This is a genomic window from Pseudoalteromonas sp. T1lg88 (assembly GCF_002964765.1).
Classification (GTDB): Bacteria; Pseudomonadota; Gammaproteobacteria; order Enterobacterales; family Alteromonadaceae; genus Pseudoalteromonas.
On sequence record NZ_PQCF01000032.1, the window covers coordinates 390,735 to 405,687 of the forward strand.

At 50.1% G+C, this 14,953-nt stretch carries 11 protein-coding genes and 1 pseudogene; 8 read left to right on the forward strand and 4 right to left on the reverse strand.

Going from position 1 to position 14,953, the window contains the following annotated elements:
- Positions 1–17 precede the first annotated feature (17 nt).
- From C2M34_RS13400 to rluB, 4 genes and pseudogenes are all read left to right on the forward strand, one after another.
- Positions 18–638, forward strand: a complete 621-nt coding sequence (locus C2M34_RS13400) for an L-threonylcarbamoyladenylate synthase (protein ID WP_105199206.1) — start codon at positions 18–20, stop codon at positions 636–638.
- Positions 635–1,450: a segregation and condensation protein A gene (locus C2M34_RS13405; RefSeq protein ID WP_105259058.1), complete on the forward strand. Its 816-nt coding sequence runs from the start codon at positions 635–637 to the stop codon at positions 1,448–1,450. Before C2M34_RS13400 ends, C2M34_RS13405 begins: the two co-directional genes overlap by 4 nt.
- A 58-nt stretch (positions 1,451–1,508) precedes the next feature.
- Positions 1,509–2,096 carry an SMC-Scp complex subunit ScpB gene (scpB, locus tag C2M34_RS13410; protein WP_105199208.1) on the forward strand — a complete coding sequence of 196 codons (588 nt, stop codon included), beginning with the start codon at positions 1,509–1,511 and terminating at the stop codon, positions 2,094–2,096.
- Positions 2,096–2,964: pseudogene (gene rluB / locus C2M34_RS13415) on the forward strand (23S rRNA pseudouridine(2605) synthase RluB). The gene scpB and the pseudogene rluB overlap by 1 nt, the downstream one beginning before the upstream one ends.
- A gap of 75 nt (positions 2,965–3,039) precedes the next feature.
- Here rluB and C2M34_RS13420 read toward each other — a convergent pair.
- Positions 3,040–3,786, reverse strand: coding sequence for a YciK family oxidoreductase (locus tag C2M34_RS13420; protein ID WP_105199210.1), 747 nt, complete (start codon positions 3,784–3,786; stop codon positions 3,040–3,042).
- A gap of 197 nt (positions 3,787–3,983) precedes the next feature.
- On the opposite strand from C2M34_RS13420, the gene C2M34_RS13425 reads away from it, so the two are divergent.
- Together C2M34_RS13425 and sohB are read left to right on the forward strand one after the other, a co-directional pair.
- The gene (locus tag C2M34_RS13425) at positions 3,984–6,389 is read left to right on the forward strand and encodes a VolA/Pla-1 family phospholipase (protein ID WP_105259059.1); all 2,406 of its coding nucleotides are present in this window, start codon (positions 3,984–3,986) and stop codon (positions 6,387–6,389) included.
- 102 nt (positions 6,390–6,491) lie between these two features.
- Positions 6,492–7,508, forward strand: coding sequence for a protease SohB (sohB, locus tag C2M34_RS13430; protein WP_105259060.1), 1,017 nt, complete (start codon positions 6,492–6,494; stop codon positions 7,506–7,508).
- A gap of 76 nt (positions 7,509–7,584) precedes the next feature.
- On the opposite strand, the gene C2M34_RS13435 is transcribed toward sohB, so the two are convergent.
- Entirely contained in the window at positions 7,585–8,919 is a 1,335-nt protein-coding gene (locus C2M34_RS13435; RefSeq protein ID WP_105199213.1) for a dicarboxylate/amino acid:cation symporter, read from the reverse strand.
- 692 nt (positions 8,920–9,611) lie between these two features.
- Here C2M34_RS13435 and topA point away from each other — a divergent pair.
- Complete coding sequence (gene topA, locus C2M34_RS13440; protein ID WP_105199214.1) at positions 9,612–12,263, forward strand: type I DNA topoisomerase; 2,652 nt, start codon at positions 9,612–9,614, stop codon at positions 12,261–12,263.
- Positions 12,264–12,385: 122 nt separating this feature from the next.
- On the opposite strand, the gene C2M34_RS13445 is transcribed toward topA, so the two are convergent.
- Complete coding sequence (locus C2M34_RS13445) at positions 12,386–12,622, reverse strand: hypothetical protein (protein ID WP_105199215.1); 237 nt, start codon at positions 12,620–12,622, stop codon at positions 12,386–12,388.
- Positions 12,623–12,870: 248 nt separating this feature from the next.
- The gene (locus tag C2M34_RS13450; protein WP_105259061.1) at positions 12,871–14,487 is read right to left on the reverse strand and encodes an alpha-glucosidase family protein; all 1,617 of its coding nucleotides are present in this window, start codon (positions 14,485–14,487) and stop codon (positions 12,871–12,873) included.
- Positions 14,488–14,589: 102 nt separating this feature from the next.
- On the opposite strand from C2M34_RS13450, the gene C2M34_RS13455 reads away from it, so the two are divergent.
- Positions 14,590–14,757, forward strand: coding sequence for a hypothetical protein (locus tag C2M34_RS13455; RefSeq protein ID WP_158677940.1), 168 nt, complete (start codon positions 14,590–14,592; stop codon positions 14,755–14,757).
- The last annotated feature ends 196 nt before the right edge of the window (positions 14,758–14,953 follow it).

Below are 14,953 nucleotides of genomic sequence, written 5' to 3' on the forward strand. Positions count from 1 at the left end.
CAATACCAAGGACAGCCATGAGTCAGTTTTTCCATATCCATCCGCAAAACCCGCAGCGTCGCCTCATTCAGCAGGCGGTGGACATTATTCGCCAAGGTGGGGTGGTGGTCTACCCAACCGACTCGGGCTATGCCATCGGCTGCCAACTGGGTGAAAAGCAAGCCCAGGAGCGCATCACCCGCATTCGCGGCATCGAAAAGCACCATAATTTCACCCTGATATGTCGTGATTTATCTGAGCTTGCCACCTATGCCCGGGTCGATAACCAGATGTTCCGCCTGATTAAAAACAATACCCCGGGGCCCTATACCTTTATTTTAAAAGGTACCAAAGAAGTACCGCGCCGGGTCCTCAATGAGAAAAAGAAAACCATAGGCATTCGCGTCAGCGACCATCCTATCAGCCAGGCTTTATTGGAAGAGCTGGATGCGCCCTTGATGAGTTGCTCGCTAATTTTACCAGGTGAGCAGTTTACCGAGTCAGATCCGGATGAAATCCGCCTGCGTTTGGAAAAACAGGTGGACGTGATTATTCACGGCGGCTATTTAAGCGAGCAGGCCACGACTGTGATCGATATGTCCGAAGACGATATCGAGGTGCTGCGCATAGGCTGTGGTGACCCAAGTCCATTTCAATGACAGAGCAAGTCATACCCCAGCAACAAAAGTTACCTCTGGCCTTTATCCGCGGCGAAGCCGTGATAGAAAAGCCGGAGGACTTGTATATTCCTCCCGATGCCTTAGAGGTGGTACTGGAAACCTTTGAAGGTCCCCTCGACTTACTTTTATATCTGATCAAAAAGCATAAGCTCGATGTGCTGGAGCTTTCTGTGTTTAGCATCACAGAACAATATATGAAGTATGTGGAGATGATGCGCGAGTTTCAGCTTGAACTGGCGGGGGAATACCTGGTGATGGCGGCGCTGTTGGCGCAAATTAAGTCGCGATTGTTGTTACCGGTACATCAGGAGTTGGGGGAAGACGAAGAAGACCCCAGAGCCGAGCTGGTGCGCCGTCTGCAGGAATACGAGCAATTTAAAAAGGCGGCAGAGCGTCTCGACGAAATTCCGCGCCTTGAGCGGGATATCTTTACCGCTCATGCCCTGGTTGACGAGCAGGCCAAGCCCGAGCCGCTGTTCCCCGATGTCTCTATGCAGGATTTGATGCTGGCCCTGAGTGATGTGATGGCGCGGGCAAAAACCTTTGAGCATCATCATATTAGTCCGGAGCACTTATCTACCCGCCAGCGCATGAGTGATATTCTCACGCGGCTGCAACAGGCGCCGGGTTACCTCGACTTTCATGCCTTATTTACCGTATCCGAGGGCCGTGCCGGTGTTGTCGTCACCTTTATTGCCATTTTAGAGCTGACCAAAGAAGGGCTGATCTTGTGTCAGCAGGCCACGAGCGAGTCTTTGATCCATGTGCGCCTAAAACCACAAGAGGCATGAAGCGCTTTGCCTTCGGGCCCGGCTCTGCCATAATAGCCGCTGCGACGGAGGTGCAGTCATGAGCAGCAGACGTATTAGTGATGAGCAACTGGTCGAGCTTATTGAAGCGGCTATTTTTGTATCACCACAACCACTGACAAAAAAACAACTAAAAGAAACCCTACTCAGTGATATCAGCGTGGCGCCCAAGCGCCTGAACCAGGCACTGGAAAGCATAGAAGAGCATTATCAAACCCGCGGCATTCGCCTGGTCAAGGTGGGCTCGGGCTATCGTTTTCAGGCCTGTAGCAGTCTCAGCCCCTGGCTAAGTCAGCTGTTTGTGGAGCGTGCCCCCAAGTATTCGCGGGCGCTGATGGAGACCTTGTCACTTATCGCCTATCGCCAGCCCATTACCCGGGGTGAGATTGAGCAGGTACGCGGCGTGACCGTGGCCAGTAATATTATCAAAACCCTGCAGGAGCGGGGCTGGGTAAAGGTGGTAGGCCATAAAGAGGTACCGGGAAGACCGGCCTTGTATGCCACCACCAATGAATTTTTAGACTATTTTTCTTTATCTGGCCTTGAGCAGTTACCGCCCTTACCGGCGCAGCAGCACAGCCAGATAGAAAAACTATTACATGATCCTTCTGTGAGAGAACCATCTTAATGAGTGAAAAGTTACAAAAAGTGTTAGCCCGTGCCGGTGTTGGCTCCCGTCGTGAGATGGAGAAGTACATCGAAGGGAACCGTGTCAGTGTTGACGGCAAGGTGGCGCGTTTGGGCGACCGAGTTGAAGTAAACCAGGTGATCCGTGTTGACGGCCATATCGTCAAGATTGAGCAGCCGGCGGAGCGTATTTGTCGAGTGATCATGTACCATAAGCCGGAAGGCGAGTTGTGTACCCGTAAAGATCCTGAAGGCCGCCGCACCGTATTTGACCGCCTGCGCGTATCGACGGCGATCGCTGGATTGCCATCGGTCGTTTGGATATCAATACCTCGGGCCTGTTGTTGTTTACCAATGACGGGGAACTGGCGAACCGCCTGATGCACCCCAGCTATGAAATCGAGCGTGAATACTCGGTACGTGTCTTCGGCGAAGTCACCAATGACACCTTGAAAACCCTGACCAAGGGCGTTGAGCTCGATGACGGCCCGGCACGCTTTCATACCATCAAGCCCATGGGTGGTGAAGGGATCAACAAGTGGTTTAATGTAACCCTGAGTGAAGGTCGTAACCGTGAGGTACGCCGTATGTGGCAATCGCAGGGCGTGGAAGTATCCCGTCTTATTCGTGTACGCTACGGTGAGCTGGATCTGAATAAACGTTTGCCCCAGGGGGGCTGGGAAGAGCTGGAGCTGGGTCGCGTAAACTACCTACGTAAGAGTGTTGGCCTGCGCCCGGAAAAGCAAACCAAGTTGACCGTAGAGCAGCTGCAGCCTAAGCGTAAGGATAAGCGCGCTCAGGTGAACCGTATTCGTAAGGCGGTGAAAAAGCACAACCAACGTGTGCAGCAGCAAAAGAAACGCAGATAGTCACTGCGAAACAGCCAATAAAAAACGCCGTGTAATACGGCGTTTTTTATGTCTAAGCCAAATTAAATTGTTGGCCTACTTTTTTGTTTGCGCATCCAGCGATTGACCATTTACCTCGATTGAGTCATCGCTCATCAGGTACAGGTAGGTCGGCATCAAATCTTCTGGCGTCGCCAGTTTATCTCTGTCTTCACCGGGGAAGGCGCTGGCACGCATGCTGGTGCGGGTAGCACCTGGGTTAATACAGTTGATGCGGATGTTGGTTTTACCCACTTCTTTTGACCAGGTTTGCATCATGCCTTCGGTGGCGAATTTAGAGATAGAGTAGGCACCCCAAAATTCACGACCCTCGCGGCCTACACCCGATGAGGTAAAGATAATAGATGCATGCGGCGCCTTGCGCAGCACAGGGAACATGGCCTTGGTTAACAGCGCTTGGGCGGTGACGTTAACCTTCATAATGCTTTCAAAGGTCGATGAGCAGAAGTGCTCAAGGGGACCTAGCGAGCCGAGGATACTGGCATTGTTCAACAGGCCATCAAGCTTGCCGAATTGCTGCTCTATGGTGGCGGCTAAGTCGCGATAGTTTTGCTTGGTTGCACCTTTTAAATCCAAAGGTACAATCGCAGGCTGTGGGTAACCGGCGGCAACGATTTCATCGTACACGGCCTCAAGTTTTTTGGTGGTTTTACCCAGCAAGATCACTGTCGCACCGTGCTTGGCGTAAGTCAGGGCGGCAACACGGCCGATGCCGTCGCCGGCTCCGGTAACAAGTATAGTTTTTTGGTCTAGTGCATTCGCACTTGCATTGTAGTTTTGCATCAGTAGCACCTAGCGCATGATTTTTGCTGGATTTTACCACAGTCAATAAACAAGTAAGTGATTTATTACAAATTTAAGTAGCGAAACGTACCTGTTTACGATAAGTTAAACTGGTCTAATGTGTCATTAACGATTTTCTATCATTTTGATTAACATTATTTGCGCAGAACAATAAGAACAGGTTTGGAGCCAACACAATGAAAAAAATGCTACTTTCTCTCGCTGTAGCTTCTGCTCTCGCTGGCTGTGGCAGCGAAGACACGCTCGAAGAAATCAAAACAGAAACCCCAACAGTCATTCCACTATCTACCGTGGTTTTTGACCCAAGTAACGGCGCTGTGTCGGTTCCCAACGACCTGCTATTTAGCGGCACTCAAGACGGTACTTTAGCTATTCCCGGCGAAGGCGATGATTACAGTAGCCCCCAGTTGGCCCTTGGTGCCTTGGACGGCTGGTCGACGCAAACGCCATTTAAAATCGACTTAAAATTCGCAGCCGGCGTAAGCTTAGATCCAACCTCGGCAGCCACCCCGGGTAGCGTGCGTATTTTTGAAGTGGTGATGGGCGCAGATCAAAGCTCGCAAAGCTGTGCTGCGGTGCCCGCTGGCATCGCTTGTGAGTTCGTTAAAGAATTAGGCTTCGGCGTAGATTTTATCACCCAGGGCAGTGGTGACGCAGTGGCCGTAGTGCCGTTGAAACCTTTCACGCAAGGCCGCTCTTACATCACGGTATTAACAACCAGCCTGAAAGACAGTGAAGGTCGCGCCATCGCGTCTTCGTCAACTTACGCCTTGGCCAGCGGTGAAGAGCCTTTGGTGACGCCAGAGCAAAAATCACTGCAGGCGGTGCTCAACAGCTATGAAAATGTCATTGTTGGCAGCACAGATTTAAGCAAGGACGATATTATTTATTCGGCGGCCATGACCATGCAATCGGCCGGCGAAATCTTGAATACCATTAAGAGTATCCTGGCGGCCTCAATACAAGAGCCAAGCCTGCCGACGCCTGCGGTGCAAATTCCAGAGCAGCCCCTTATTACCGTGGGTCAGGTCTTCGCCATGCAAGGCATGCAAGATGTGCCTGTGATGTTTAACGCGGTCAGTTATGAAAAAGGCAGCGTGCTGCTTCCTAACTATCTAAAGACTCCTGAAGGCACCGAGCTTAGCGATTTAAACGACATTTACTGGCAGGGTGCCTGCGATAATGCCGTTGCGGTGATGGCCCATAGAGCCAATGTCGGTGAAGCTTTCCCTGAGCAACCACAAACGACCGAGGATGCCTTATGTCATGCTCTAAGTGGTGGGTTACTGCGCGATCTAGGTCTAGATGATAAGCGTCACCTCACCAAGTACAACAAGATCCCGAAAGTACAAAGTTACGCCAATGTGCCGGTGCAGATCACCAAGCCGAGCGATTTGGCCACCCTAAACGCCATTCGTGGTCAGTTAGGCTTGCCAGCGATGAGCATGCCTGAAGGCGGTTGGCCCGTGGTTATCTTACAACACGGTATTACCCGTCAAAAAGAAGACATGCTGGCATTAACTGGTGCGCTTAGCCTGCAAGGCTTAGCAACCGTGGCCATAGATTTACCGGCGCACGGTGAGCGCGGTATCGATGTGGATCTTGACGGTACCGATGATTTTAACGCTACTACCGGCTCTATCCTGGCCTATATGAACCTGCAATCCTTGTTGGTGGGCCGTGATAATGTACGCCAGTCAACTGCGGATCTATTGGGTCTGCGTTTGGCCTTAAACTTCAGTGGCGATCCTGAACTAAACGCCCAAGACGTGAGCCTGGGTGCTATTTCTATGGGCTCTATCGTGTCGCCGTCGTTCTTGGCCACAACCAATACGCCGCTGGCACCTCAGGTAGACCCATTATTCAAGGTGCATACTGCAGCGCTGAGCAGTGGTGGTGGCGGTGCCGCCAGCATCTTACTTAATTCCGATACCTTCGGTCCCTTTATCCAGGGTTCGGTATTGTTAGGCGCAGGTAGCGCAGAATCGGCCGCCTTTAGCGCCTTTATGCAAGGCGATGCCCTGGCCAGCTGTGCTCAGTATGTAGAAAACCAAGAAGCCTATGTAACTTGTAGTTATCAGGCCTTCCTGGCTTCACTGCAAGCCACAGGCGACAGTGCCAGCTTGGCGAACATTCAAGGCCTGGTCAGTGAGTTCTCATTTGCGGCGCAGACCATTATTGATGCCGGCGATCCGACCAACTACGCCATGCGTGTCAATGCTCAGGGTACACCTGTGCTGACAACTGCGGTGGTGGGTGACGGTGCGGGTAATAAACCTGATACCGTGGTTCCGGTGCAAGTGGCAACCAACCCGATCGCCGGTACCATTCCTTTGTCGCTCTTGATGGGCGCAACGGTTGCTACCGAGATGAAAATGACTCCAGAGCCGGCCAGCTACCTGGTTCGCTTTGCTAAAGGTCACCATGGCTCCTTGCTAACACCGGCACCGGATGAGATGGCAGGTGCCGATGCGCAAAGCAGTGCTGCGGCTAACGCTGAAATGCAGCGCCAGTTTGCTACATACCTGGCAACTAAAGGTACGGTATTGCCGATTTCAGATGCGTCTGTTATCGCCAAGTAAGCGTATAACTTAGAGATTGAAGCCGTACCCTTAGGGTGCGGCTTTTTTTATGTCGGTACGCTGTGTTACATTGCCTGCATAGTAAATTTAAGAGGAATTTCAGTGGAATACTTGTTTGAATATGGCCTGTTTTTGGCTAAAGCCCTGACCATAGTGGTGGCCATAGGTGTGGTTATTGCTCTTATTGTTGGCGCCGCGGCCAAGCCAAAAACTAAACCCGGTACTTTGGAAGTAGATGATTTATCCGAGCAGATGAAGCAGATAAAGGATGACTTCCTAGACAATACGTTGGATAAAAAAGCGTTAAAGGTACTTAATAAAGAGCGCAAGCAGGCGGCTAAGGAAGAGGCGGACAAAGAGCCCAAGGGGCGGCTTTATGTTATCGACTTTAAAGGCTCTATGGATGCTCATGAAGTTGAGTCCTTGCGCCAGGAAGTGAGCGCCATTATCAGCTTGGCGGATAAGGATAAAGACCAGGTGCTGGTGCGTTTAGAGAGCGGCGGCGGAGTAGTACACGGCTATGGCCTTGGTGCATCGCAATTGCAACGTCTTAAAAACGCTGAGATTAAGCTGACCGTGGCCATAGACAAGGTTGCCGCCAGCGGTGGCTATATGATGGCCTGTGTGGCCGATGAAATAATCGCCGCGCCCTTTGCCATCGTCGGCTCTATCGGTGTGATTGCGCAAATCCCTAACTTTAATAAGGTGCTTAAAAAGCACGATATTGACTATGAGCAGATCACCGCGGGTCAATATAAGCGCACCCTGACTCTGTTTGGCGAAAATACCGATGCGGGTCGGGAAAAGTTCCGTGAAGAAATAGAGCAAACTCATACTTTATTTAAGCAGTTTGTTGCCGAGCATCGTCCCGCGCTGGATATCGAGCAAGTGGCCACCGGGGAGCATTGGTTTGCCTTGGATGCCCATAACAAGGGTCTGGTGGATAGAATAAGCACCAGTGACGATGAGCTATTAAACCTGGTGAAGGACTACCAAACCTACAAGGTGACCTATAAGCTGAAAAAAGGCCTGGCGGAGAAGGTAGCGAAGAATTTTGCCATTACCATTGAGCAGCTTGGGATGCGCCTTTGGAGTAAGAGCAAAAGTCTTAGGCCTTAATTTTATAGTGTGATAAAAAAGCCTCGCGTGTTGCGAGGCTTTTTTATTTCAGATCACAGCCCGTAGGCCTGAGCCGTTAGCTCTTAGCCTTGGGGTTGTATTCTTCAAGTTCCTTGGCCGATTCTAAGTCGTTAAACACGGCTTCATCGAGCTGACCTTCGGACTTGGCTACCACACAGGTCACCATACAGTCGCCGGTCACATTAACCGCGGTGCGGGTCATATCCAGCAGGCGGTCAACACCTATGATCAGGGCAATCCCTTCTACCGGCAGGCCAACCTGGTTAAGCACCATGGCCAGCATGATCAGGCCAACACCGGGTACGCCGGCTGTGCCTACCGAGGCCAGAGTTGCAGTAAGAATAACCATAAGGTAATCGGATAGTGTTAAATCAACCATAAAGACCTGGGCGATAAATACGGTGGCCACACCCTGCATAATGGCGGTGCCATCCATATTAATGGTGGCGCCCAGAGGTACTGTAAAAGAAGCCACAGAGTTGCTGGCGCCCAGCTTCTTGGTTGCCGTCTCAAGGGTAACCGGCATGGTGGCGCTGGAGCTTGAGGTACTAAAGGCAAACAAGCAGGTGTCTTTCATCTGCGCCAGGAATCTAAATGGACTTAGGCCGGTAAAGACTTTGAAAATAACCGAGTAGTTTATTAAACCATGGATGGCCAGGGCCAAAAGCACCACGCCAAAGTATTTGGCCAGGCTCCAGATCAGTGCGATTTCTATGGTGGTAAAGAGTTTTGCCATCAAACAAAATACCCCGTATGGGGCGATGTTCATAAGCAGGGTCACCAGCTTAAGAATCACATTGTTTAGGTCTTCGAAAATTGCGCTTAAGCGCTGTCCCGCTTCGCCGCTAAGGGCCATGGCGACACCAAAGAGTAAAGAAAAGACGATTACTTGCAGCATGTTGCCATTGGCCATGGCATCTATTGGGTTGGTCGGGAACATGCTGATGATCACCTGCGCCAGGGTCGGTGCCTGTTTGGCATCAAAGCTGGCATCGTGAGGCAGGGCGATGCCTTCACCTGGGTTAAACAGCAGCGCCAGGGTGATGGCAACGGTAATGGCAATGGCCGTGGTGGCAAGGTACAAAACGATGGACTTGCCGCCCAAACGCCCCAAAGTTTTCGGATCGCTTAAGTTACAGGTACCGCAAACTAGGGACACAAACACCAAGGGCACCACTAACATTTTTAAGCTGGCGATAAAGATTTGTCCGCCGATATGGAACAGGCCATCAACGAAAAATGCTTTAATTGGCAGGGAAAAAAGCCCTAAGTTCAACAGTAATTCTTGTTCACCGCCGAGGATAAATTTGAACAGGAAGCCAACAAATACTCCCAGTCCCATACCCAGCATAATGCGTGTGGTGAGACTTAATGAACCTTGTGAAGACATAAGTAACGATCAACTTCATTATAATAATTTTGCTATAGCCTATCAGCGAACCGGCTTTAATGCAGCGAAAAACGATAACTTTTTATCAATCTGCGCACTAAATAAGCAGGCCGCTAACCGTGATTTTGTGGCTCTGAACACGGGATAAACAATCAGTTTTTATGCTTTAGGAGGTAAATGCAGGGTGCGCGGTTGGCAATTTTGTTTTTATTCCTATATATTTGCCCCGCAAAAGGGTCTGTTGACCTTTGCTGTTTGTTTCTGCAGCAGTTTGAGGTGTATTTATACAAGGTAGAGTATATGTGGTGTAGTTATTCTACATGAGCATGCGATAACACAGTAGAAAGACACTACAAGCGCTGCCCTGTGGGTTCATCTAAACGCCTCCTGCTCTTTGTTGCTCACTATTTACATAGAATAACTAAGCTGCATAGCTCGCGTCGCGATCAGAATGCGTTTAGATTGAACATAAAGTAAACCGCAAAGATAAACAGACCCTAGCCAGTGGCCGCTATTTTACATAATTCGCCTCTGGTTAAAAGCGCAGCAAGCGCTGGTTAAAAAATCACTGATTGGATAAAAGTTTAGTGTTAAAGCTTGTAACAATGGGTGATAGTAGATATACCTATATTTATTCGTGCCCAGGACAAGGGCAGTCATTATATATAAGAGATGGGTCAACTTAGACTATTATGGGCAAATCGCTAGTCATTGTAGAGTCTCCTGCAAAAGCAAAAACAATCAATAAATACCTGGGTAAGGACTTCATCGTTAAGTCCAGCGTTGGTCATGTCCGTGACTTACCTACGTCTGGCTCGGGTAAAGCCAAAGCACCTGCAGGCAAGTCTCCGGCAGAAGTACGTAAAATGGCGCCGGAGGAAAAGGCGGCCTATAAAAAGAAGCGAGACTACCAAAACCTAGTTGCGCGCATGGGCATAGACCCGGAAAAAGGCTGGCAGCCCCATTATGAAATCCTTCCCGGTAAAGAGAAGGTTGTTCAGGAGCTGAAAAAGCTAGCCCAAGATGCCGATGAAATCTATCTCGCAACCGATTTGGATAGAGAAGGGGAAGCCATTGCTTGGCACCTCGAAGAGATTATCGGTGGCGATAAAGATAAGTATAAGCGCGTGGTGTTTAACGAAATCACCAAAAATGCCATTCAACAAGCCTTCTCAGCTCCTGGCGAACTCAACACCGATATGGTGCAGGCGCAGCAAGCCCGCCGTTTTCTAGACCGTGTTGTGGGCTTTATGGTGTCGCCGCTGTTGTGGCAAAAAGTTGCCCGTGGTTTGTCTGCCGGTCGCGTGCAGTCTGTTGCCGTGCGCTTGCTGGTTGAACGCGAGCGCGAGATCAAGGCCTTTATTCCTCAGGAATTCTGGGATATTCACGCCGATGTTAGCGCCAAGAAAGAAGCCCTGCGCCTGTTGGTGAGCAAACAACAAGGTGAAGCATTCAAACCTGTAAATAAAGAACAGGCCGACGCCGCAACGGCACTTTTACAAGATGCTCGTTATGTGGTCAGCGAAGTAGAAGAAAAGCCGAGCAAGAGCCGTCCGAGTGCCCCCTTTATTACCTCGACCATGCAACAGGCAGCCAGTACGCGCCTGGGCTATGGCGTAAAGAAAACCATGATGTTGGCGCAGCGTCTGTACGAAGCCGGTTATATCACCTATATGCGTACCGACTCGACCAACCTGTCGCAAGACGCGATAAACATGTGTCGCGACTATGTTAACGACAAGTTTGGTGCTAATTATCTGCCGGAAACCGCCAATATTTACAGCGCTAAGGGCAATGCCCAGGAAGCGCACGAAGCGATTCGTCCTTCCGATGTCAATATACTTTCAGGTCATGTAGAAGGCGTCGACGCCGATGCCAAGAAGCTGTATGAACTGATCTGGCGCCAGTTTGTGGCCTGTCAGATGGTACCGGCGCAATACGATTTAACCACCATTCGCGTAGAAGCCGGTGACTTTGAGCTTAAAGCCAAGGGCCGAGTGATGCGTTTTGACGGTTGGACGCGAGTGCAGCCAGCGGTACGTAAGAAAAACGAAGAAGAGCAGGCGCTACCGGCATTAAAAGTCGGTGATGAACTGTCCTTGGTTGAGCTTGACCCGCAGCAGCACTTTACCAAGCCGCCGGCGCGTTTTAGCGAAGCGAGTCTGGTTAAAGAGCTTGAAAAGCGTGGCATTGGTCGTCCTTCTACCTATGCGGCCATTATCAGTACCATTCAGGATCGCGGCTATGTGCGTGTTGAAAACCGTCGCTTCTTTGCCGAGAAAATGGGTGAAATCGTCACCGATCGTCTGCTTGAGAATTTCACCGAGCTGATGAACTATGACTTTACCGCCAAAATGGAAGAACGTCTGGATGATATCGCCGAGGGCGAGCGTCAGTGGACTCAGGTACTGGATAACTTCTACGCCGACTTTAGCAGCCAGCTGAGCATTGCCGGTGGCGATGAAGCCGAAGGCGGCATGCGCCAAAATCAGATGGTGGAAACCGATATCGATTGTCCGACCTGTGGTCGTAAAATGGGTATTCGTACCGCATCAACCGGCGTGTTCTTGGGTTGTACCGGCTATAACCTGCCGCCGAAGGAGCGTTGTACCACCACCATGAATCTTACCCCAGGTGAGGAAGCGGTGAACGCCGATGAGGTGGAAGACGTAGAAACCTCGACCCTGATGCAGATGAAGCGCTGTCCTAAGTGCGAAACGGCGATGGACTCTTACCTTATCGATGAAAACCGTAAACTGCATGTCTGTGGTAATAACCCGGGTTGTAGCGGCTATCTTATTGAACAGGGTCAGTTTAAGCTTAAGGGTTATGATGGTCCCATTATCGAGTGCGATAAATGTGGCAGCGATATGGAGCTGAAAAACGGCCGCTTCGGTAAATACTTCGGCTGTACCAATGAAGAATGTAAAAACACTCGCAAGCTGTTGAAAAATGGTGAGCCGGCGCCACCAAAAGAGGATCCTGTGCACCTGCCGGAACTAGAGTGTGAGAAATCGGACGCCTACTTTGTGTTACGTGACGGCGCTGCAGGTATTTTCCTTGCCGCTTCGACCTTCCCGAAATCTAGGGAAACACGAGCGCCTAAAGTGGAAGAGCTGCGACGCTTCCGTGACCGAATTTCACCGAAATTCTATTACCTTGCCGACGCGCCTAGTGAGGACTCGGATGGTAACCCGGCGATTGTCCGCTTTAGCCGCAAAACCAAGTCTCAGTATGTGATGACAGAGGTAGATGGTAAGGCCACGGGTTGGAAGGCAACCTATGAGCATGGCAAATGGGTGGTGGAAGAAAAGCAAAAAGCCGCTGCTAAAAAGGCCAAATAGGGCTCGCAGTAAGTCCATCTAACTCGCTATAAAAAAAGCCGCTCTGGATTCCAGGCGGCTTTTATTTTCCCCTAGGCTTATAGCAAGCGTTTGAAAGCGCTTGCTATGAATAAGCTAAGTGGTTATTTGATATCTACTTTTTCTACAGTTTGATAGCCCGCTGAGGTCAACTCCTCGTTGACGCAGTCCAAAACATACTTGTACAAGCCTTGCTCGTCGATGTCATCTTCCCTGGCCCAGTCTAGGCACATCTGCGTGTACTCCTTGATCGTCTCCGCGGGGGCGACTGGTAAATCATCACTGGCGTAAGCATTGCTTAAGCTAATAGCAAATAACACACTTAAAACTTGGCATTTCATATTCTTATCCTCTAGGAATTAATATCGTTGCCATGGTTGCCAAGGGCAAAACCATTCAACATGGCTGTATTTTTAGCTCAGTGTGGGTACTTAGAAAAGTGAGTTATTTTTATCGTTAGGATAAAGAAAATCGCCGTTATGCAAGGTAAGATTTGCCGATAAAAAAAGAGCACCTTAGGGTGCTCTTGTGGGTGTGCGCTAGTCACTGTGAATCTTGTTGACCGGTTTTAAGCTTGCTTAAAGCGTGCTTAAAGCTGCGCGAACCAGCAACCAAAGCCAGGCAGAGTCAGGGTGTTGCCCTCAAGCGTGCCGGTGTGATGGCTAAGCTGGTTAAACTGCTGCACAGGCTGTGCCTCTAGGTCTATCTGTGCGCTCTGCGCTGCCAGGTTGAAGTAACACAGCAGGGTTTTGCCCTGATGCTGACGACGAAACGCTAAGATTGGCTCATCGCTGTCAATAAAGGCGATGTCGCCTTCAAGCAATACCCTCTGACTGCGACGCCAATGCATAAACTCTTGATAGGCCTTAAGGATAGAGTCCTGCTCTTGCTGTTGTGAGGCCACATTGTTTACCAGGTGGGCAGGGCTCAGTGGCAGCCAGGGCTTGGCACTGCTAAAGCCGCCTTGTTCAGTGTCTTGCCAAGGCATGGGCGTACGACAACCGTCACGGCCTTTAAAGTTTGGCCAGAAGGTGATGCCATAAGGGTCTTGTAGATCTTCAAACGCCACGCTGGCTTCGCCCAGACCCAGTTCTTCACCTTGATACATGCACACACTGCCGCGCAGTGACGCTAGGAGTGCGGTCAACATTTTCACCTGCTGTTGCTGTATTTCGCCGCTTGGTGACCAGCGGCTGGCAACGCGCTCCACATCATGGTTGCTAAAGGCCCAGCACGGCCAGCCTTCAAGCATACGCGCTTCTAAGGTTTCCACCGTGGTGCGAATGTATGCACTGCTGTAGTCATTGGTTAGCAACTCAAAGCTGTAACCCATGTGCAGTTTGTCGCCACCTGAGGTGTACTCGGCCATGGTCGCTAAGGAGTCTTCCGAAGAGATCTCACCCAGCGCTACTGTGCCTGGGTACTTGTCGAGCAGGGCCCGGATATCGCGCATAAACTCTAGGTTTTCTGGCTGTGTATTATTGTAATAGTGGTATTGGAAGGCGTAAGGGTTATCTTCGCTAAAGCCACGACCCTGACGTTTTTCCTTCGGCTTGGCCGGATTGTCACGGAGCTGGGCATCGTGATAGCAGAAATTAATGGCATCCAAACGGAAACCATCAACGCCTTTTTCCAACCAGAACTCAACATTATCGAGTACCGCTTTACGTACGTCCGGGTTATGGAAGTTAAGATCCGGTTGCTCGGTTAAGAAGTTATGCAAATAATACTGACCGCGACGGGGCTCCCATTGCCATGCCGGACCGCCGAAAATAGACAACCAGTTGTTCGGCTGAGTGCCGTCTTCGTTGGCATCGGCCCACACATACCAGTCGGATAAGTCATTGTCTTTGCTTTCGCGGCTTGCTAAGAACCAAGGGTGCTGATCTGAGGTATGACTTAATACCTGATCGATAATAATCTTGATGTCACGTTTATGGGCTTCGGCTATCAGCTCATCGAAGTCAGCAAGGTCGCCAAACAGGGGGTCGATATCGCGGTAGTCGCTAATATCATAGCCAAAGTCTTTCATCGGAGACTTAAAAAACGGCGAGATCCACACGGCATCCACGCCGAGATCGTTAATATAGTCTAAGCGGTTGATAATACCGCGAAGATCGCCAATGCCATCGCCATTGGTGTCTTGAAAACTGCGGGGATAAATTTGGTAAATAACCGCACCTTTCCACCATTGTGGGTTTGCCATATCACACTCCAGATGAAAACCTAATTAGTCAAACTGAGAAAAGAATACGGCATGCTACAAAGGCTTGTAAAAGAACTGCATACGTATGCATTGTGGATACGTATGCAGAAAAAGAAGCAAAAGCCTCCTATTGGGCTGCAAAAGGGGCTGGAAGTAACTCAAACCAAGTTTACCAATGGGGAAAATAAATTACTTGGTTGTCATAAATGCAATAATGAGAATGCACTGAATTTGGGCGTTGCGGCAGGGTTTTGCACCAGCATGGTGTAATTTTATTTTGGTCTGACCAATTAACACTGTGCCGAGCGTATAAATCAAGGCTTGGGCTTGAGCAAACCAAGTGGTGACAGAGGTCGGGCTTTTATTAACATTTACCCTGTTGTAATGGCTTCTTATTTGCCACCCAAGACGTTTACAAATGCGTCCTCGCTGCAGGGTGCGTCAGTGGGCGTTATGGCTATAATGA